This window comes from Metabacillus kandeliae (genome assembly GCF_021166585.1).
Classification (GTDB): Bacteria; Bacillota; Bacilli; order Bacillales; family Bacillaceae; genus Metabacillus_B; species Metabacillus_B kandeliae.
On the sequence record NZ_JAJOZE010000001.1, the window covers coordinates 838,875 to 858,662 of the forward strand.

A 19,788-nucleotide genomic window follows, 5' to 3' on the forward strand; every position below is an offset into this window, starting at 1 on the left:
TATACTAAATAATGCTGTAAAATTAATAACGTTCGGGCAATCGCTGCAGTTTTTAGAACTGTAGAGGAAAGTCCATGCTCGCACGGGCTGAGATGCCCGTAGTGTTCGTGCCTGGCCAATTCATAAGCCAGGGCAGCTGATTTTTCAGCTGACGGCGGGGAAGAAACCTAAGTCCTTGTGATATGGTTTTGCTACCCTGAAAGTGCCACAGTGACGTAGTCTTTTCAGAAATGAAAAGAGTGGAACGCGGTAAACCCCTCGAGCGAGAAACCCAAATATTGGTAGGGGCACCTTCTTTGAGGAAACGAACAAAAAGAAGGACAAGGGTGAGTTTGCACCTTTGTAGATAGATGATTGCCCCCTTCAGTACGAGGTGAAGGCCGTTTGCAGTACGAAGGGACAAAACATGGCTTACAGAACGTTATTAATATCAGTACAGCTATCACATGACATTTTAGAATAAAGGCTGACTCGCTGTCAGACTGTCCCAATTGTTCACAGCAGGATGAAGATTTGACTTCTGTTCATGCCTGTGAATGAAGACAGCCTGTTTCTGCATGAGTCAGCCTTTTTACATAGGTTTTGCCAATTGAATGAACTGCTAACTTTTATAAGAAATAATATCAGGAAAGGGTGCCATGCATGAACCAGGTAACATTGATCGCCACATCGGCCATGGGCCTAGAAGCCTTGGTGGCAAAAGAAGTAAAAGATTTGGGATATGAAGCATCAACTGAAAACGGAAAAGTTACTTTTACAGCAGACCCGCTCGCGATTTGCAGATCCAATCTGTGGCTAAGGACCGCTGACCGGATCAAGATTAAAGTCGGCGAGTTTAAAGCTGAAACATTTGATGAACTTTTTGAGAAAACGAAAGCATTAAACTGGGGTGACTACATTCCTGAAAGAGCTCAATTTCCAGTCATCGGGAAGTCAGTTAAATCCAAGCTGTTCTCAGTGCCGGACTGCCAGAGCATCGTTAAAAAGTCCATTGTTGAAAATTTAAAAAAGCGGTACAAAAAGCAATCAGACTGGTACGAAGAAGAGGGCCCGGTGTATAAAATTGAAGTGGCTCTTTTAAAGGATGTCTGCACGCTTACCATTGATGCAAGCGGTCCAGGCCTGCATAAAAGAGGGTTTCGGACAGGACAGGGGGAAGCGCCAATAAAAGAAACACTTGCAGCTGCATTGGTTCAGCTTACAAATTGGACACCTGACAAGCCATTTGCAGATCCTTTTTGCGGTTCAGGAACCATACCGATTGAAGCAGCTTTGATCGGCCAGAATATTGCACCTGGGTTTAACCGGCAATTTGTTTCAGAAGATTGGACTTGGATCGGAAAAAATGAGTGGAATGAAGCAAGAATGGAAGTTGAGGACCTGGCCAATTATGACCAGCCTTTGGATATCAGCGGCAGTGATATTGACCACAGAATGGTTGAAATTGCGAAAGACAACGCGGAAGAAGCAGGTCTCGCCGAGATTATTACATTTAAACAAATGCAGGTTAGGGATTTTACGTCAAAACGCGATTATGGCGTTATTGTTGGAAATCCTCCATACGGTGAAAGGCTTGGGGATAAGAAAGAAGTGGAGCAAATGTACAAAGAGATGGGTGCAGCATTTGCTGATCTTGATACATGGTCAGTGTACATGCTCACATCTCATCCGGATTTTGAAAAATTATACGGCAGGCAGGCAACAAAAAAACGGAAGCTTTTTAATGGTTTTCTAAGAACAGACTATTATCAGTTCTGGGGAAAACGGCCGCCCAAACAGCGTGCATAAGATTTTAAAAGTAAGCATAAACTAAATCATTCTTATTAATGAACGGTAAAGAGGGTGATTTGGTTATGCTGAAAGACCAGGATTTTCAATTAATTTCAAAAGCGCTGATCAGCTCTTACGAATGCCTGTCAAAGCAAGACCAGGAGTGCGCGGGTATCCAGTCGCTTGGAAGTGCACAGGAAAATCTTATGAAGGCTATGGCCCATGCCGCAAGCATTGATCATAAAATGCTTGTTCAGTCGCTGTTTGACAGAAATAACGGTCTATAAGGAGAAAATGAAGAGCTCTTCAGAAGAGCTCTTTTTCCATGCTGCAGAGCAGGCCAATTGAAATGTACAAGCTGATTTGATATTATAGAAAATCTGAATAGAATGATATCGGGGGAATTTGTAAAGATGGCATCTCAATTACCATTTGCCGTATCAAAGGACGAAACGTTTTACGAAGGCCTATCCAATTGGATTGGAGATGTTTTTTACGATCTTCTTCCAGAGCAGGGCTTTGATTTAAGAGATGAACAGATATTTATGGCCTTTCAGCTTGAGCGGGCTTTTAAAGATAAAAGCACCATGTTTGCAGAAGCAGGAGTGGGGACAGGCAAAACGCTCGTGTATCTTCTATACGCGATCAGCTATGCGAGATATACAGGCAAGCCTGCACTCATCGCCTGCGCAGATGAAACGCTGATTGAACAGCTCGTAAAAAAAGAAGGGGATATTGCAAAAATTTCAAAGCACCTCGGAATCGACATAGATGTGAGATTGAGTAAATCCCAGGAACAATATCTTTGCTTGAAAAAGCTGAACAAAATGGCTGAAAAGTCTGATGAAGAGGTTTACCTTGATCTGCATGACGCCCTTCCGGATTTTGTGCATGATCATGCCGGCATGCAGCGGTTTACTCCTTACGGTGACAGAAAACAGTCACCTGGCTTAACAGATGCCGAGTGGTCGAATGTGTCATGGGACCCTTTCCAGGATTGCCTTTCCTGTGAATTGCGGAACAGATGCGGTTTGACACTGTCACGAGATCATTACAGAAAAGCGGGCGATGTAATTATCTGTTCGCATGATTTTTATATGGAGCATGTTTGGACAAAGGATTCAAGAAAAAGAGAAGGACAGCTCCCATTGCTTCCAGAGCACAGCTGCATCATTTTTGACGAAGGGCATCTTCTCGAATTTGCCGCACAAAAGGCGCTGACATACAGAGTCAAAAAAGGAACACTGCTTGATTTGCTAGAGAAAATTCTCCAAAACGATGTGCGTGAGGAAACTGCTTTGCTTGTAGAGGAAGCACTTCTTCTTAATGATGAGTTTTTTTACAGCCTGAGTGATTCACTTGAGCAAAATGAGGGGTCTGAAAGAAGAAAAATTCTTGTTAATAATCCTCTTATCAAGCGGGCTCAGCAGCTGAAAGGAATTCTTGCTGCCATATCAGAAGCATTGGTTTTTGAAGGAGAGCTTTACACGGTAGCTGGCTATGATACAGCCATTGTGGAAGAATATTTAGATCAAATGGAGTACAGCATCAATTTGTTTTCCTCTGGGTCAAGTGCGATCTCATGGGTGGAAATGCAGGATGGCGATTATTCCCTTGTTATTATGCCGAAACAGGTTGAAGAAGTGCTGAAGGAAAAGGTATTTTCTCAAAAGCTTCCCATTATCTTTTCCTCTGCGACGCTGTCAACTGCAGGGTCGTTTGATTATCTGGCCAAAAGCCTCGGAATTGAGGCCTACGACTCCTTTTCAGTGGCCTCTCCATTTGAATATGAAGAGCAGATGAAAATCTTTTTGCAAAAAGAAAGCAGATTTGAGGAAAAACGGGCGTCTGCTCTTGAATCAATTTCAAGAAGCAATGGGCGCACTCTTGTCCTGTTCCCTGATTTTATGGAAATGAACAAATTCAAGAACTCCTTTAGCAAAGAACTTTTACCGTTCCCAGTTTATTTTGAAGGTGACCGGGAAATAAGCGAAACCGTTTCCGATTTTCAAAATGAGGAAGCGTCTGTTTTATGTGCCGTCCACCTGTGGGAAGGTCTTGATATTCCAGGCGAATCTCTGTCCAATGTCATCATATGGGCATTGCCGTATCCGCCGCTTGACCCTGTTTTCGAGGCGAAAAAGGATGGAGCAGAAGATTATTTTCATGAAGTTGAGCTTCCGTACATGATCCTAAGGCTGCGCCAGGGAATTGGAAGATTAATCAGAACAAATGAGGATAAGGGAGAAATCACCATATTCGCAGATGATGATGAAAAACAGGAAGTATTGGATGAAATTTTTAATATTTTGCCTGTGGTCCCTGTATTGAAATAAGATGATCCGCCCTGATTGTGGGGCGGGTTATTTTAGTAGGATAAAAAAGCCGGAGTTTGGTTTACATAATAATATTATATCTATGATCTGAATTAGAATGTGAACTCGGAAATCCTCAATTTTAAATAGCCAGCTGCAAAATTGCTTTTTAGGCGTTCAAAGTTTGTTTTTGTCCATTAGAGAAGGGAGGTACATTCAATTCAGCACCTCTACTGTCCAAACTAGCGGCATTACTGTCCAAACTAGTGACTTTACTGTCCAAACTAGTTGCTTTACTGTCCAAACTAGCGGGTTTACTGTCCAAACCAGTGATCACACTGTCTAAACCTGTGATCTCACTGTCCAAACCAATGATCCCACTCTCCAAACCACATCCAAGCACCCGGTCACGCATCCATCCATATTGACACATTCTCAATCCATCAATTAATCTTAAATCAGGAATTTTTATACATAAACAAGGAAAACAGGGGGAAACGGGATGCAGAAGACAAATTCAGAAGAAAAATTTTATGCGCTGCTGGAAGAAATTTCGAACTATAATGAAGCATTGAATGTCATGTATTGGGATTTAAGAACAGGCGCACCGAAAAAAGGTGTAGAAAAGCGGTCAAGAACGATTGGAACATTGGCAGCTGAGGTGTTCAAGCTGAAAACCTCCAAGCAGATGAAGCAGCTGATTGATGAACTTTCTGCTGTAGAGGGGTTAAGCGAAAGAACATTAAAAGCATTGGAAGAAGCGGAAAAGGAATACGTAAAATACGCTAAGATTCCTGAAGAGGAATACAAACAGTATGTGATGCTGCAGACAAAAGCAGAGTCTGTATGGGAAGAAGCAAGAGAAAAGGCGGATTACAGCTTGTTCAGTCCTTATTTAAAGCAGTTTGTTGAATATAATCAGCGTTTTGTGGATTATTGGGGGTTTGAAGGGAACCGTTATAATACGCTGCTTCAGGATTATGAGCCGGGCATGACAGTAGATATTTTGGACAGAGTTTTTAGGCAGCTGAAGCAGTCCATTGTTCCGCTAGTCAAGGAAATCGCAGAATCATCTGCAAAGCCAAAGACTGATTTTCTTTTTGAAACATTTCCCGCTGACAGCCAGCGAAAGCTCAACCGCTTCTTTTTAGAGGAGATTGGGTATGATTTTTCAGCGGGAAGGCTTGATGAAACGGTCCATCCGTTTGCTACCGCGATTAATCAGAATGATGTCCGGATAACGACACGCTATGATGAAAAAGATTTCCGCATGGCCGTTTTCGGCACCATCCATGAGTGCGGCCATGCTTTGTATGAGCAAAACATTTCTCCTGATCTTGAAGGGACAGGGCTGAGCGAAGGCACGTCATTCGGCATTCATGAATCGCAATCGCTCTTTTTTGAAAATTTTATTGCCAGGCATAAAGGGTTTTGGCAAAAGTATTATGAAACATTCAAGTCTTATGCTGACGGGCAGTTTGATGCTGTTTCATTGGATGATTTTTATTTTGCCATCAATGAATCCAAGCCGTCGCTGATTCGAATTGAAGCGGATGAACTGACTTATTCCCTTCATATTATGATCCGCTATGAAATTGAGAAAGCGCTGTTTAACGGTGAGGCTGATGTGGAAGAGCTCCCTGCTCTGTGGAATAAAAAATATGAAGAATATCTTGGCATCACACCACCTGACGATGCGAAAGGCATTCTTCAGGATGTTCACTGGTCAGGCGGCAGTTTCGGCTATTTCCCTTCCTATGCACTTGGCTACATGTATGCGGCGCAATTCAAAAAGGCGATGGTAAAGGATCTGCCGAATTTCGATCAGCTTGTTGAAAAAGGTGAATTCAAGCCGATTGTCAGCTGGCTGAATGAAAAAATTCATGTCCACGGCAAAATGAAAAAGCCGCTTGAGCTTCTCCAGGAGGTAACAGGCGAAGAGCTGAATCCTGCCTGCCTAATTGAAGAATTAAACAGCAAATACCGGATGCTTTATCAGCTTTAAGCACTCCGATAAAAAAATTCTTCTTTTTAGCATCAGCTTCTGCTATAATTTAAACCATTCATTAACACATAAGATGACCACTCATATAATCGCGGGAATATGGCCCGCAAGTTTCTACCGGATTACCGTAAATGATCCGACTATGGGTGAGCAGCTGCTGATATTATGGGGCAGTCTTTTTAAGACAGGCTCTTTCCATTCCAGCGGCATTGCTTGCTCTATATTTAGGGCCGGCAATGCCGCTTTTTCTTTTGTCTTTTTATCCGGCACTATAAAATCAGGAAAGTGGAAAGAGCAGCATCTGACAGCAGAAGAATGACTATTAGGAGGAACCGCTATGAAAATGTTAAAAGAAAAAATTGCAGCCGAAGGAATTGTACTGAATGAAAATGTTCTAAAAGTAGACTCCTTTTTGAATCACCAAATAGACCCTGTGCTGATGGCGGCAATTGGTAAAGAGTTTGCTTTGTTATTTAAAGCAGAAAAAATCACTAAAATTTTGACTCTTGAATCTTCAGGTATCGCTCCTTCTGTTATGGCAGGACTTGAGCTTGGGGTTCCGGTCGTATTTGCCAGAAAAAGAAAGTCATTAACTTTGACAGAGGAGCTCTATACAGCAGATGTCTATTCGTTTACAAAGAAGGAATCAAACACGATCGCTGTTTCCATGAAGCATCTCAGCAAGGAAGATCACGTTCTGATTATTGATGACTTTTTAGCTAACGGACAGGCCGCACTCGGTTTGTGCAGGATCGCGGAAGGTTCAGGGGCAAAGGTGGCAGGAATCGGCATTGTGATTGAAAAAGCATTCCAGGAAGGCGGAGAGCTTCTGAGAAACAGCGGTTACAGAGTAGAATCTCTGGCTGAGATTTCCTCGCTTGCAGGGGGAAGCGCCGTATTTAAGGAGGAGGCAAAGATATGAAAATCTTTACACTGGCCCTGCAGCATCTGCTTGCCATGTATGCAGGCGCTGTGATCGTTCCTCTCATCATAGGAGGTGCGCTCGGACTTTCAGGTGAGCAGCTGACATATCTCGTTGCAGCCGATATCTTTATGTGCGGTGCAGCCACGCTGCTTCAAGTGTTAAAAAATAAGTTTATGGGAATAGGACTGCCTGTTGTACTGGGCTGCACCTTTACAGCAGTGGCACCGATCATTGCGATTGGAAAGGAATACGGCATTGGCGCTGTTTACGGTTCTATTCTGGCCGCGGGTCTGTTCATGGTCCTGATCGCCGGGTTTTTCGGCAAGCTTGTCCGGTTTTTCCCTCCTGTCGTAACAGGCTCCGTTGTGACAATTATCGGCCTGACTCTTATTCCGGCAGCGATGAACAATATGGCAGGCGGTGAAGGAAGCGAAAGCTTTGGATCTGCTGGAAATCTTTCTTTATCCTTTGGCGTATTGTTATTCATCGTGCTGCTGTTTAAATTTTCAAAAGGATTCTTTCAATCAATTGCCATATTGGCTGGGCTTGCGGCAGGTACGGCAGCAGCCTCCTTCACTGGAATGGTCAACTTTCAGGCTGTTGCTGATGCATCGTGGATTAGTTTTCCTCATCCTTTTTATTTCGGAACGCCTGTTTTTAAAGCTGCACCAATCTTGACAATGATCCTTGTGTCACTTGTCAGCATGGTGGAATCTACAGGAGTGTATATGGCTTTATCAAATCTGACAGGCCGCAAAATTTCAGAGGAAGACTTGAAAAAAGGCTACCGTGCAGAAGGAACAGCCTACTTGCTTGGGGGGATGTTCAATGCACTTCCCTATACGGCTTACTCGCAAAACGTCGGTCTTGTCCAGCTGTCTGGCATCAAAAAACCGCTTGTGATTTCGGTAATGGGAAGCATGCTCATCGTTCTGGGCCTCGTGCCGAAGATCGCAGCATTTGCCACCATCATTCCATCTCCCGTAATCGGCGGTGCGATGGTTGCCATGTTTGGAATGGTGATTGCTTACGGCATAAAAATGCTGAGTACGGCCGATTTAAAAAATCAGGAGAACTTGTTTGTGATTGCTTGTTCGATTGGAATAGGACTAGGTGTGACAGCAGTGCCAGAAATGTTCAGCCAGCTGCCGGGTTCTTTGAAAATTCTTGCTGGAAACGGCATTGTCGCCGGCAGTCTGACAGCCATTGCCCTGAATATCCTGTTCAGTCTAAAGAGCAGGAAAACAGAAGCAGGTGTTCAGGAAAGACAAGCCTACAAACAAGCTACTTCATAAATGAAACCCCCGCTTTCGGAGCGGGGGTTTTTCATCTTTATGCTGCTTCTGTTTTTAGAAAAAAGGAAAAATGAAGTTCGCCGCCGTTTGCCAGTTCAACAGGCAATGTGCCGCAATGGAGCCTGTCCATCAGTTCCGGACGTCCTTCGGCATGAGGCGGAGTAATATCCATCCGGAATCCTTTTTGCGAAACATTTGTTGCAAGCTGGCCAGCTACCATATTTCCGAATTCGCCGATGAAGGATTGCAGCATATCCCCCTCAAGGATCATGCCGAACATTCCCTCTGCAAGGTGTTTAAAAACGTTCCCTTCCTCCTTGATCAGAAGAATGCCTTCAATATCTCCAAGGATTTCAATAGATACCTGGCCGGCAGCATCTGCTGGGCTGGTTAGAACGGTTTTTGCTGTGAAAGATTGCGGAATCACTTGCTTTAATGATTCTAAAGTACTGTCAACCAATATATCTAATGGATTAGAAGGGTTCATTTTATAGTTCCTCCAGACTAGTTATCATGTGTATCATACCATATTTTTCTCAGATTTGAAGTTGGTTTTTTATATTTTTTGATCTATCCTGCGGCTGTATTTTTCACCTTTCCTTAGAACCTGCAGCGATTGGCATATTGGCTGGCCTCAATCGCTGTCTCCTAAAGTGCCATTGTGCTAGCATAAAGAGTAATAGCGGGAAGGGATCGGCATACTAAGCTAAAAAGGTGAATGAAATGAACCTGAATAGGTACGCTGTTAAAGGAAAAGACGGCAGGACCGCAATTTTGCGGCCAGCAGAAGAGACGGACGCTCCCTTTATTCTTCAAGCGGTAGAAGAAATCATTAGATCAGGTGTTTTTATTCAAAAAGAGCAAAAAAGAACATTGGACAAAGAAAAGGAATTTATCAGGGAAATGAAAGAAAAGGGAAACCTTTATGCAGTCGTAGAGCTTGATGGCAAGGCCGCCGGAATTGCCAGAGTGATAAAAGGAGAGCTTGCCATGAAACGCCACACTGGCCTTTATCGCACCTGGCTGTCTGAAAGAGCCTCAGGAGTTGGCTTTGGCAGGGAAATACTGAATTATACCCTTGATTGGTGCAGAAATGAGAGACTTCATAAGCTCTGCCTTACTGTTTTTGCTTCAAATGAAATCGCTGTCAGGCTGTACGAGAAAAATGGTTTTGTTATAGAAGGCATTCAAAAAGAACAGGTCCTGCTGAACGGCCGCTTTGATGATGAGATTTATATGGCTCGCTTTTTTAATAAACAGAATAAAAATGCCGTCTTATGAAAAGGGGTTGTGAACCTGCAATCAGAGGGAATAGTAAGCGGCAGCAAAATAAAATCTAAAGGATGAAAAACATGGCATATATTGTTTCTGTAGGGCTCTCACTGCCTAAGCATGAGCTTGATCAAACGAAAACAGCAGAATTTGCGAGAGATATGTTTCAGGGTGCTTTTAAAGACATAGACAGGCTGCTCAAAGTGTTTGGCAACGGAGGAATACAGAAGAGGCAATTCGCAGAGCCGCTGCAGTGGTACAAGGAAGATCATACCTTCAGCGAAAAAAACAGCACATTTATCCAGCATGCTGTTCATCATGGAATAGATGCTGTTAAAAATTGCTTGAAGAAGACCGCCTTTTTGAAGAAACCGGTAGATTATGAAGACATAGATGCTATTTTTTATATTTCCAGCACGGGAATGTCCACACCGAGCATTGAAGCAAAAATCATGAACCAGCTTCCGTTCAGGGAGGATGTAAAAAGGGTGCCGATCTGGGGTCTTGGCTGTGCCGGCGGGGCGGCTGGATTGTCAAGAGCCTTTGAATATTGCAAAGCCTTCCCGGATGCGAAGGTTCTTGTGCTAGCCGCTGAGCTTTGCAGCCTGACGTTTCAAAAGGATGATGCATCAAAGAGCAATTTGATCGGAACCTCGCTTTTTGCAGATGGCATTGCCTGTGCCCTGCTGACTGGAAATGAAGGCATTAAAACCATTTCTTCTGCTTTGCAGAACCTTCCGAATATTAAAGGCACCCGCTCTTCCTTTATGAAAAATTCCGAAGACATTATGGGCTGGGATATTAGAGATAACGGATTGTATGTTATTTTTTCAAGAGATATTCCAACGGTGATCAGTGAGTGGCTGAAGCCGAACGCAGAGGTCTTTTTGCAGGATTTCGGGCTGTCGCTTTCCGATATTTCTCACTTTATGGCACACCCAGGCGGCAAAAAGGTGCTGCTGGCTTATGAACAAAGTTTGGGGTTTGGAAAAGAGGCGCTTCAAGAGTCGCACGATGTGCTGCAGAATCACGGCAACATGTCATCTGTAACCGTTCTGTATGTCATCCGCGAGTTTTTGAAGAAGCAGCAAAGGAAACCAGGGGAAATGGGCATTGCAGGAGCTCTTGGACCAGGTTTTTCCTCAGAGCTTCTTCTCGTAGAATGGGAGGAAACGGTATGAGTTTCGCTTTCTCCGTGTATATGGCTCTTCTTATTGTGCAGCGCCTGACAGAGCTTGTGATAGCCAGGAGAAACGAGAAAATTGTAAAAGAGCGCGGAGCAAAAGAGTACGGGAAGTCTCACTATCCGTTTATCGTGACTCTGCATGTGTTGTTTCTGTTATCCATTTTTGCAGAAGCAGCTATATTTAATAGAGGACTCTCTCCCGCATGGCCTGTCATCCTATTGCTGATCGCAGCTGTTCAGATTCTGCGCTATTGGTCCATTTTCTCGCTTGGAGCCTACTGGAATACAAAAATTTTAATTGTCCCGGACGGAAACCTGCAGGCAAAGGGGCCATACCGCTATATCCGCCATCCGAATTATGTCACTGTCGCCCTGGAGATGGTTCTTTTGCCGGCATTGTTTCAGTGTTATTTTACTGCCATTCTTTTTACTATCCTGAATGGGATTATGATGATGGTCAGAATTCCTGCAGAAGAAAAAGCCCTTCAGCACTACAAGGGTGAAAAAAACAGCTTTGGCGGCCAGGTGGAAAAGTAATTGAAAATGATTATCATTAATGATAAGATACAGCTAACGAATAAACATCAGAGCCATCAAAGGAGTGTGTCCTTACATGAGTGCTGTATTGATCGCCGGAACTGTCATGACTTATGCTGTATTGACAGGGATAGTCCTGAAAAAAGTAAATGCAAAACCCCAATAAAACAAATTCAGCCGCCAGGACAGTGCTCTGGCGGTTTTTTTCTATTGAGCTGTGTTAAAGAAGAATGTTGATTTTTCCTCACCTGTTGATTGGAGTGGCAGGCGCGAAGCGGCGAGGAGGCTTAAGCGGCCCGCCCCGCGGAAAGCGGAGGACTGAGTACTCCAATCAACAGCCAAATTTAACAAAACCTTCTTATAAAAAGATCATTATATGCCGGGCGCTTTATGCAAAGACCCTTCCCGCTTTCTTAATTTTTTGATTCCTATAGGAATTCACCGGATTATTAAGTAAAATAACTATAGAGAACAGAACAAAGGGGAAATTCATCCATGCAGGCAGTTAATAGCTATGAAACCGAAGCAGCAAGGCTGATCGCGCTTTATGAGGCGATGGATTTATATGATACGAAAACAGCTCTGAAAGTGGCGGGATTGATTCAAAAAGTGGTGAGTGGAGAAAAGCATATCGCCTTTACGGGCCATTTTTCCGCAGGAAAATCATCCATGATCAATGCGCTGCTTGGAGAAAATATACTGCCGGCAAGCCCGATTCCGACAAGCGCCAATTTGGTGCTGCTTCAAAAAGGGGAGAAAAGAGTAGAACTGACGATGAGGGATGGTTCTATCGCAGAGCTTCAAGGCAGCAGCTATTCTTCTGAAAAAGTTCAGCAGTATTGCAAAGAAGGGCAGGATATCGAAAGAGTTCATATTTGGGATGAACATTTTCAGCTTCCGGAGCATGCTGTCATTCTTGATACACCGGGGATAGATTCAACTGATGAAGCCCATATGGCCTCAACAGAATCCATTATCCATTCTGCTGATCTCATTTTTTATGTAACCGACTATAATCATGTCCAATCTGAAATGTCTCTCAACTTTGTTAAACATTTAGCAGAGAGAGAGATGAATGTCTGCCTGATTGTTAACCAAATTGACAAGCATCGGGAAGAAGAAATTCCTTTTGAGGTGTTTAAAGAAAAAATCAGTTCTTCATTCGAAGAAATCGGCCTGCACCGCGGGAACATTTACTATACTTCTTTAAAAAAGGGGCATCAGGCTCACAATCAGCTGAGCGAAGTCCGGCAGCTCATTCAATCAGCCATGAAAGAGAAAAATGAGCCCGAATCAGCCAAAGTGCAGCTCCCTTATTTGGTGAAAGAACATTTGCATATCCTTGAACAGGAAAAGGAAATTCAGCTTGCGGAAGAACAGGATCTTTACAAGGAAGCAGAAGAGCTGACGGCAGAAAAAGAATCTCTGCTTGCTGAAATGAAGGAATCCGATCGAGAGCTTGAGCAGCTTCTTCTGCAGGGGAAAGACAGCATTAGAGATCTTCTGAAAAACGCTAACCTTACCCCTTTTGAGGTAAGAGAAAAAGCGGCTCTTTATCTGGAGTCGCAGCAATCCGGATTTAAGGCTGGATTTTTGTTTTCAAAAGGCAAAACCATAGCAGAAAAAGAAAAACGAGAACAGGAGCTGACAGAAGCGCTTCAGGAAAAACTGGCTTCACAGATTGACTGGCACTTAATTGAGCTGCTGAAAAAAATTCATGCTTCTTTTAAGGGGGCAGAACAGGCACTTATTGGAGAGATTCAGGCCTACAGCACTGATGGTGTGCAAAAAGCAATGAAAGATTGTGTGAAAAAGGGTGCAGCCTATAATCCTGATTACGTTTTAAACTATTCAAAGGAAATTGGGGACACATTAAAGCGCAATGCCCAGCATCAAGCGCTTGACCTTCTTGAAAAGATAACAGCAGGCGAAGAGAAAAAGCGGCGCCAAAAACAGAAGCAGCTCCAAGCAGCTATCGCCGCGGCTGAAGAGAAGCTCGCTGCAGCCGAAGAAAAAATTACAAGGATAGAATGGCTGAAGCACCACCAAAAAGATTTAATGAGCCTTTTGAAACAAAAGGAAGGCTTTGGCATATCAGCTTCAGAATGGGTTAAACAGTCAGTCCTGTTTGATAAAAACACCATCAGCGAGCAGGAATTAACAAGCCGCTTTGAGGATAAACCCAAATTTGGAAAAGACAATGCCGTACACTCTAAAAAAGAAGAAAAAACTGAAGAGATCCATTCCGCAAAAGCGGCTGAAGTCCTGGGGAAAACGGCAGGGCTGCTCAAGGGAACTCCAGGATTTCAGCATTTTGTAAAGTCAGCAGAGGATAAAGCTGCAAGGCTAACCAACAGGCAGTTTACGATTGCTTTATTTGGAGCTTTCAGTGCCGGGAAATCCTCCTTTGCCAATGCGCTATTGGGAAAAGAACTGCTGCCGTCATCACCTGCACCGACTACTGCTGCCATTAACCGGATCAAACCTGTGGAAGAAGGCAAGCCCCATGGCTATGCAGAGATTAAAATGAAAAATGAAGAGCAGGTGCTGGCAGACCTTAACAGCATCATGTCCGGTTTAAAGGAAAGTGGATCATCTCTTGATGAAGCTTTAGAAAAAGCGGAGAGACTTGCTGAAAAACAGGGATTAGATGAATCTGTCCGTGTACAGCTTTCTCTTTACTGCAAGGTACTGAAGGAAAGCTCGAAAAAAAGCAGCCTTGGGCAGACAATTCAATCAGATGCTGAACATTTTAAGCCGTACATTTCAGTTGAAGAAAAGGCGTGTCTCGTTGAAGAAGCCATTATTTATTATGATTGCCCGCTGACAAGAAAAGGGATCACGCTCGTTGATACTCCAGGGGCGGATTCACTTCATAAAAGACATACTGAGGTAGCGTTCAAATTTATAAAAGATGCTGATGCCATTCTTTTCGTCACCTACTATAATCACCCTTTTTCAAGAGGCGACAGAGAATTTCTGCACCAGCTTGGAAGGGTTAAGGATGCCTTCTCGCTTGATAAAATGTTCTTTATTATCAATGCCGCTGATCTGGCAAAGGATGCAGAGGAGCTCAGCCTTGTTAAAGAGTATATCGAAGGACAGCTGCTTGAACATCAAATCCGTTTTCCAAGAATGTACGGTGTTTCATCGCTGAATGAGATAAAAGGGCATCAAACTGAGACTTCAAAAGATTTTGAGCGTCTTAACCGTGATTTAACAGAATTTATTGAACATGGCCTTGTGGAAACAACCATACAGGCATCATTGGAAGAACTGAGGAGCATTAAGAGACAGCTCGGCGGGTTTATAGAGGAAATGAATCAGGATGAAGCCGGGAAAGAGAAAAAAATAGCTGCTTTGCATAAAGCGAAAAAGGATGCAGCTGAAGCCGTAGAAGCAAAACAGGAAGAGCAGGATTTTCAGTTTGTCCGCCAGGAGATTAAAGAGCAGCTCTATTTTGTCAGGCAGCGGCTGGAGCTGCAATTTTCAGATTTCTTTAAAGAAGCTTTTCATCCAGGAGCTTTTTACAGCCAGCAAAATGTGAAGGAAGCTCTGAGGGCGTGTATGGCTGAATTGCTCGGCAGCATGGAATTCCGCCTCCACCAGGAGCTTCAGGCTGTTACGCTCCGCATTGAAAATAAATTTAATGAAAGCCTGCTTGGGATGAGAACGAATCTTATAGAGGAACTGCTTGGCATACAGCCGAATTTCGCGTTTTCATCAGCAGAAGCTGTGCGGCTTTCAACTCCTGAGATTCCAGAAGTCATAAAAAAGCTTCAGCCTGATGACTTTCAAAAAGAATTATCGATTTTTAAAAATGCCAAAGCTTTTTTTGAAAAAGATGAAAAAGCAAAAATGAAAGATGCTCTTCTTACAAGGCTGTCAGCTGGTATGGAAACTGGACTGGAGCTTGCCGGCGGTAAATTTGACAGCTATTACAGGGAGCATTTTAAACAAAACCACAGCCATACCCTTGAAGCCGTTCATGAAGAAGCAGACAGTTACTTCCAGGCTGTTTTCTCCATGTATCAAACAGGTGAAGAAAAAGAAAAGATGCAAGAGCTGCTGAAGAAAATCAGCCTTCTTGCAGGAGAGCTCGGTATATGAAAAAACATTCTTTTCACTGCTGTGCAGCCTGTGTTCATTTCAGGGCAGGAAGAAAGGAATCAGGAGGCATGGAGTATTTATGCAGCAGGCTCGGCTTTCAAACGAAGCCGGAATACTCCTTTGACTGCTTTACGCCAAGTGAAAAAGTAAAAAAATTAATGCAAAAAAGAGGGATATCAGCAAATGAGTGAAGTACACAAAGCGATAAGCGAACATTCTAAAAAACAAAATGAGCTGGTGACAGCATTCGCACGGCTTGATGCAGAAAGAGAGCGCCTTATCGAGGAAGCGCTGCTGCTCTGCAAAGAAGGCAGATCGTTCTCGGCAGACCAAATCAATATTGTAACAAATGAAATCAATCAGCTCGCGAAAAAAGGAATCATTCCTCAAAGAAAGCTTGTAACGAATGAAATGATTCAGGAGTATGCCGGAAGGATGAAGGCTTAACATTATTGACCAGCTATGCTCCTCGAAAGGCAAGGGAATGCTAAGCATGTTTACTTATTACCTTTGAGGAGGCATCACCATGGGAAGAACAAAGCTTGGAAATGCCAATGCACAGCGCAACAATAATAAGAAACAGAAGAACGGCTACAATACTGAATTTGCTTCTTATGCCGAAGCAGAGGCTGCAAAGCTTGCAAGCAGCAAAAAGGTTAAAAAGGCCGATAAATAAACAATGAAAAAGCCCGCTTGTCACTAGCGGGCTTTTTCATGCAGTCAGATATGGTATAATTGGGGATATGTCTGAATAAGGGAGTTTACTAAATGAAAAAAGATCAGCATCTTTTAGTCATTGACGGAATGGCATTGCTTTTCAGAGCCTTTTTTGCTACTTCTGTTCACGGAAATTTCATGATGAACAGCAAAGGGCTGCCCACTAATGCCATAAATGGCTTTTTAAAGCATTTATTAACAGCTATAGATTTCTTTAAACCTACACATGCGATTTGCTGCTGGGATATGGGCAGCAAAACATTCCGTTCTGATGTTTTTAAAGATTATAAAGCAAACAGAGGAGAAGCCCCGCTTGAACTGATGCCGCAATTCGACCTGGCGAAGGAAGCCAGTGCTGTTTTGAATATACCGAATATCGGCATTGAAGGATATGAAGCAGATGATTGCATCGGGACCATTACAAAGAAATTCGGCCAGGATATTCATATAACAGTACTCTCTGGTGACAGGGATTTGCTGCAGCTTCTCGAAGGCAACGTTCATGTTGCGCTCCTTCAAAAAGGGATTGGACAATATAAAGTCTATACCGATGAGCTGTTTCAGGAGGAAAAAGGCATTTCGCCGCTGGCTTTAATTGATGTGAAAGGTCTGATGGGGGATGCAAGCGATAATTATCCCGGAGTAAAAGGAATAGGGGAAAAGACAGCGTACAAGCTTGTGACTGAATATCATTCAGTTGATGGGATTTTGCAGAATCTGGAGAATCTTTCGCCTTCCCACCGAAAGAAAATTGAAAGTGATCTCGAGATGCTGAAGCTTTCAAGGCACCTCGCGGAAATTCATTGTGAAGTTCCGCTTGAATGCATACTGGAAGAAGCTTATTTGGAGATTGATGCAGCCAAAGCACTCGCCTGGATTAAAACCTATGAGATCAAAGGCATGGAAGGCTTTTTAAGAAAAGCGGCAAAAGAAGAGGCAATTTAATTCCTCTTCTTTTTTTCTGCTTTCGCGCTTGAATAAATGTCTGGCAATTTACTGCTGAAAAAAGTAAAATCAGACATGGATAAGAAAAGAAGATGCAGACATTAGACAAGAGGACGGATGAAGCTATGCCGCAAACCATTGCAGACTATCTCACACAGCTGTCGCGCAAAGGATTCAGACTTGGTGAAGATGCAGAAGGGTTTATTGAATTTGGAAAGCAATACGCTGGAGCAGATGAGCAGCAGGTTATTGCAGCAATTGAAATCACTTTAAAAGCACAAAAGTCTTTTGATGGAGCCTTTTATATTTCCCTGCTGGAACGCCTTGTGAAAGAAAATATTAAAAACCGAACAGAAGCGATGAAAAAAGCGCAGCACCTTCAGCTCTTGTAAGCCAGTCACCCTGCTTCACTCTGATCAAGCAGCCGCCAAAAATATGCCTAGTTCGAACTGCCTGTAAAGCATTCTTAAGCCCGGCATCCTCTTTATGTAAAATACTTTCGGAATTGACTCAGAGCCTGCTGCGGAAGCTCTGAAAGTATCATCCCTGCAAAGATGCAAAAACACCCCAATGTTCCTAATCCAGATAAGGTTTCTCCGAGAACAAAATAAGCGGTTAATGCTGCAAATACCGGCTCCATGGCAAAAATAACAGCCACTTTGGCAGCAGACGTATATTTTTGAAAAGCAGTCTGAGCCAAAAAAGCAAATGCAGTTGCAAAGACGGAAGTAATAATCAGGGCAAACAGCACCTCTTTATTCAGCAGCACTGTGAAAGGAGAGCTTTTTGCCTTGCTTTCCAAAACGGCTGATGCGAAAAAGCTCAGCAGGCTGACGGCAAACAGCTGAACAATTGTAACCTGCAGTGCGGAATGCCTGCTGGAAACCCTTCCTGTTAAAACAATATGAAAGGCGAAAGCAGCAGCACAGCACAATACGAGCAGATCGCCAAAATTAAATCCTGAAAGCCGTCCTCCCGCAAGAAGATATAAACCGGCTGTTCCAAGAAAAGCACCTGCGGCAGAAGCCGGCCTCCATTTTGATTTCAAAAAATAAATAGAAAGCAGCGGTACGATCATCACGCTTAACCCTGTTATAAAACCTGCCTTTGAGGTCGTGGTATAAAGGAGCCCGACGGTCTGAAATGAGTAGCCCAGAAACAGGAACAAACCAAGCAGCAAGCCGCTTTTGACAAGCGAAAAGGAGAATCTCGGCCCTTTTGCCGGTTTTCGCCAAAGCCAGAGAAGCAAAATAACAGCAGCCATGAGAAAACGGCATCCATTAAAAAAATTCGGGGGAATGGCATCGATAGCTTTTTGCACCACTGTAAAAGTAGAGCCCCATATTGCTGCAACAAGAAGAAGGCAAAGATCTGCTCTAAAAGAAGTTTTCTTCATTTTGTTCAATCCCCATTCAGCCTGACAGCTTTTTTTGCGAGAAGATCTGCTGTATTGTTCTGGCTTCCCGGAATCCACTTAATAAAAAATAAATCGAATCTGTCAATCAGTTCTAAAGCCCGCTTAAGAAGCGGCAGATATTTCTCATTTTTGGCATGCCTGTTTTCAATGGCCCGTTCAATCAGCTGAGAATCGGTTCTGAAGGATACTGTCGTATATTTTTTAGAAAGACAAATTTCCAGAGCGTGAAGCAGTGCCATATACTCTGCTTCATGATTGGATAATTGGCCAAGAGGAATAGAAAATTGCTCTCCTTTGCCATGGCCCCTGATAAAAATGCCAGCTCCAGAAGGCCCTGGATCTCCAGCACTGGCACCGTCAATATAAACCTCGATCAATAAGAATCCCTGCTTTCAACTATTATGCTGCTGCTAAAAATTGCTGAAATGGTAAAACTAGCTGATAGACAGCAGCTTCTTGCCTTAAGGCATTTAGTTTCTCAAAAGGCCGGAAAGTGTTAAAATGTACTAATGCAGCTCCCAATTAAAGGAGATGCAATATCTTCATCATAACATGTTTACCAGTGCTTTTCTTTCTCTTTGTTCTGCCGCATCAGGCAATCAGAGGGCATTATGAATGACCGGGAGTGACAGCAATGAAAGCAATGCTGGAATGGGTTTACCAAAGTCCAAAAGGAATCAAAACCAGCTTCACGTCTGAATATATGCCGGCTGAAGAAGCAATGATGCTTGCAGAGGATATTGAAAAAACCGGCAGAGCGAAAGAGATTGCCTTCATAGATGAACAAAATCTCAAATGGACAAAAAAAGAATACTTAAAGCTTAAGGAAGAAATGGCAGCAGAGCCGCATGACATAACCGCTTATTTTGACGGCAGCTTTGATTTGCAATCGATGGAGGGAGGAGCGGGAGCAGCCGTTTATTACTCCCAAAACGGAAAAAAGATGAGAATTCGGGCGAATGCTGTTCTAACGGATATGACCTCTAATAATGAAGCTGAATATGCTTCTTTCTGGTTTTTGCTGTTAGAGCTTGAAGCACTGGGTGCAAAGGGACAGCAGGTCCAATTTAAAGGAGATTCTCAAGTTGTGCTCCAACAGCTTGCAGGTGAATGGCCGTGCTACGAAGAAACATTTCAAATATGGCTGGACCGAATAGATAAAAAGCTGATTGAAATGCGGATACAGCCTGTTTACCGTCCGATCAGCAGAAAAGAAAATGAGGAAGCAGACCAGCTGGCAGGGCAGGCGCTCCAAAAAATACCGATTCGAAGCCAAATACAATTGAAAGGATAG

The 19,788-nt window shown here is 43.3% G+C and carries 19 protein-coding genes, 1 other RNA gene and 1 riboswitch; of the genes, 17 read left to right on the forward strand and 3 right to left on the reverse strand.

All coding sequences use genetic code 11. From position 1 onward, the window contains the following. Positions 1-28: 28 nt before the first annotated feature. The 7 genes from rnpB (at position 29) to LRR81_RS04215 (ending at position 8,310) form a co-directional block, all read left to right on the forward strand. Positions 29-419, forward strand: an RNA gene (gene rnpB, locus LRR81_RS04185) — RNase P RNA component class B. 223 nt (positions 420-642) lie between these two features. Then, positions 643-1,788 (forward strand): THUMP domain-containing class I SAM-dependent RNA methyltransferase, encoded by a 1,146-nt coding sequence (locus LRR81_RS04190; RefSeq protein ID WP_231788026.1) that lies wholly within the window; start codon positions 643-645, stop codon positions 1,786-1,788. A gap of 65 nt (positions 1,789-1,853) precedes the next feature. After that, on the forward strand, positions 1,854-2,057 hold the full coding sequence (locus LRR81_RS04195; RefSeq protein WP_231788027.1) for a hypothetical protein: 204 nt from the start codon (positions 1,854-1,856) through the stop codon (positions 2,055-2,057). Between the two features lie 126 nt (positions 2,058-2,183). Beyond that, positions 2,184-4,106 carry an ATP-dependent DNA helicase gene (locus LRR81_RS04200; RefSeq protein ID WP_231788028.1) on the forward strand — a complete coding sequence of 641 codons (1,923 nt, stop codon included), beginning with the start codon at positions 2,184-2,186 and terminating at the stop codon, positions 4,104-4,106. 481 nt (positions 4,107-4,587) lie between these two features. Continuing rightward, positions 4,588-6,090 carry a carboxypeptidase M32 gene (locus tag LRR81_RS04205; protein ID WP_231788029.1) on the forward strand — a complete coding sequence of 501 codons (1,503 nt, stop codon included), beginning with the start codon at positions 4,588-4,590 and terminating at the stop codon, positions 6,088-6,090. A 61-nt stretch (positions 6,091-6,151) separates the two neighbouring features. Continuing rightward, positions 6,152-6,253, forward strand: a riboswitch (purine riboswitch). Positions 6,254-6,427: 174 nt separating this feature from the next. Further along, the gene (locus LRR81_RS04210; protein WP_231788030.1) at positions 6,428-7,012 is read left to right on the forward strand and encodes a xanthine phosphoribosyltransferase; all 585 of its coding nucleotides are present in this window, start codon (positions 6,428-6,430) and stop codon (positions 7,010-7,012) included. Beyond that, on the forward strand, positions 7,009-8,310 hold the full coding sequence (locus LRR81_RS04215) for a nucleobase:cation symporter-2 family protein (RefSeq protein ID WP_231788031.1): 1,302 nt from the start codon (positions 7,009-7,011) through the stop codon (positions 8,308-8,310). Before LRR81_RS04210 ends, LRR81_RS04215 begins: the two co-directional genes overlap by 4 nt. A gap of 37 nt (positions 8,311-8,347) precedes the next feature. Here LRR81_RS04215 and LRR81_RS04220 read toward each other — a convergent pair whose 3' ends face one another. Continuing rightward, positions 8,348-8,797, reverse strand: coding sequence for a chemotaxis protein CheX (locus LRR81_RS04220; protein ID WP_231788032.1), 450 nt, complete (start codon positions 8,795-8,797; stop codon positions 8,348-8,350). A gap of 236 nt (positions 8,798-9,033) precedes the next feature. On the opposite strand from LRR81_RS04220, the gene LRR81_RS04225 reads away from it, so the two are divergent. The 9 genes from LRR81_RS04225 (at position 9,034) to LRR81_RS04265 (ending at position 17,469) form a co-directional block, all read left to right on the forward strand. Continuing rightward, positions 9,034-9,591, forward strand: a complete 558-nt coding sequence (locus tag LRR81_RS04225) for a GNAT family N-acetyltransferase (RefSeq protein WP_231788033.1) — start codon at positions 9,034-9,036, stop codon at positions 9,589-9,591. 71 nt (positions 9,592-9,662) lie between these two features. Continuing rightward, positions 9,663-10,763, forward strand: a complete 1,101-nt coding sequence (locus LRR81_RS04230; RefSeq protein ID WP_231788034.1) for a type III polyketide synthase — start codon at positions 9,663-9,665, stop codon at positions 10,761-10,763. After that, complete coding sequence (locus tag LRR81_RS04235) at positions 10,760-11,305, forward strand: isoprenylcysteine carboxyl methyltransferase family protein (RefSeq protein ID WP_231788035.1); 546 nt, start codon at positions 10,760-10,762, stop codon at positions 11,303-11,305. The genes LRR81_RS04230 and LRR81_RS04235 overlap by 4 nt, the downstream gene beginning before the upstream one ends. A gap of 495 nt (positions 11,306-11,800) precedes the next feature. Continuing rightward, a complete protein-coding gene (locus LRR81_RS04240; protein WP_231788036.1) occupies positions 11,801-15,415 on the forward strand; it encodes a dynamin family protein in 3,615 nt (1,204 codons plus the stop codon). Beyond that, positions 15,412-15,606 carry a hypothetical protein gene (locus tag LRR81_RS04245; protein ID WP_231788037.1) on the forward strand — a complete coding sequence of 65 codons (195 nt, stop codon included), beginning with the start codon at positions 15,412-15,414 and terminating at the stop codon, positions 15,604-15,606. The genes LRR81_RS04240 and LRR81_RS04245 overlap by 4 nt, the downstream gene beginning before the upstream one ends. Next, positions 15,599-15,862: a YpbS family protein gene (locus tag LRR81_RS04250; RefSeq protein WP_231788038.1), complete on the forward strand. Its 264-nt coding sequence runs from the start codon at positions 15,599-15,601 to the stop codon at positions 15,860-15,862. The genes LRR81_RS04245 and LRR81_RS04250 overlap by 8 nt, the downstream gene beginning before the upstream one ends. A gap of 79 nt (positions 15,863-15,941) precedes the next feature. Next, positions 15,942-16,091 (forward strand): hypothetical protein, encoded by a 150-nt coding sequence (locus tag LRR81_RS04255; RefSeq protein WP_231788039.1) that lies wholly within the window; start codon positions 15,942-15,944, stop codon positions 16,089-16,091. Between the two features lie 92 nt (positions 16,092-16,183). Continuing rightward, positions 16,184-17,077 (forward strand): 5'-3' exonuclease, encoded by an 894-nt coding sequence (locus LRR81_RS04260; protein ID WP_231788040.1) that lies wholly within the window; start codon positions 16,184-16,186, stop codon positions 17,075-17,077. A gap of 92 nt (positions 17,078-17,169) precedes the next feature. Next, positions 17,170-17,469, forward strand: a complete 300-nt coding sequence (locus LRR81_RS04265) for a DUF6123 family protein (RefSeq protein WP_231788041.1) — start codon at positions 17,170-17,172, stop codon at positions 17,467-17,469. Positions 17,470-17,561: 92 nt separating this feature from the next. On the opposite strand, the gene LRR81_RS04270 is transcribed toward LRR81_RS04265, so the two are convergent. Then, complete coding sequence (locus tag LRR81_RS04270; protein ID WP_231788042.1) at positions 17,562-18,473, reverse strand: DMT family transporter; 912 nt, start codon at positions 18,471-18,473, stop codon at positions 17,562-17,564. Positions 18,474-18,478: 5 nt separating this feature from the next. Beyond that, positions 18,479-18,871 (reverse strand): reverse transcriptase-like protein, encoded by a 393-nt coding sequence (locus tag LRR81_RS04275; RefSeq protein ID WP_231788043.1) that lies wholly within the window; start codon positions 18,869-18,871, stop codon positions 18,479-18,481. A gap of 257 nt (positions 18,872-19,128) precedes the next feature. Here LRR81_RS04275 and LRR81_RS04280 point away from each other — a divergent pair, with 257 nt between their 5' ends. Continuing rightward, positions 19,129-19,788, forward strand: a complete 660-nt coding sequence (locus tag LRR81_RS04280) for a reverse transcriptase-like protein (protein WP_231788044.1) — start codon at positions 19,129-19,131, stop codon at positions 19,786-19,788.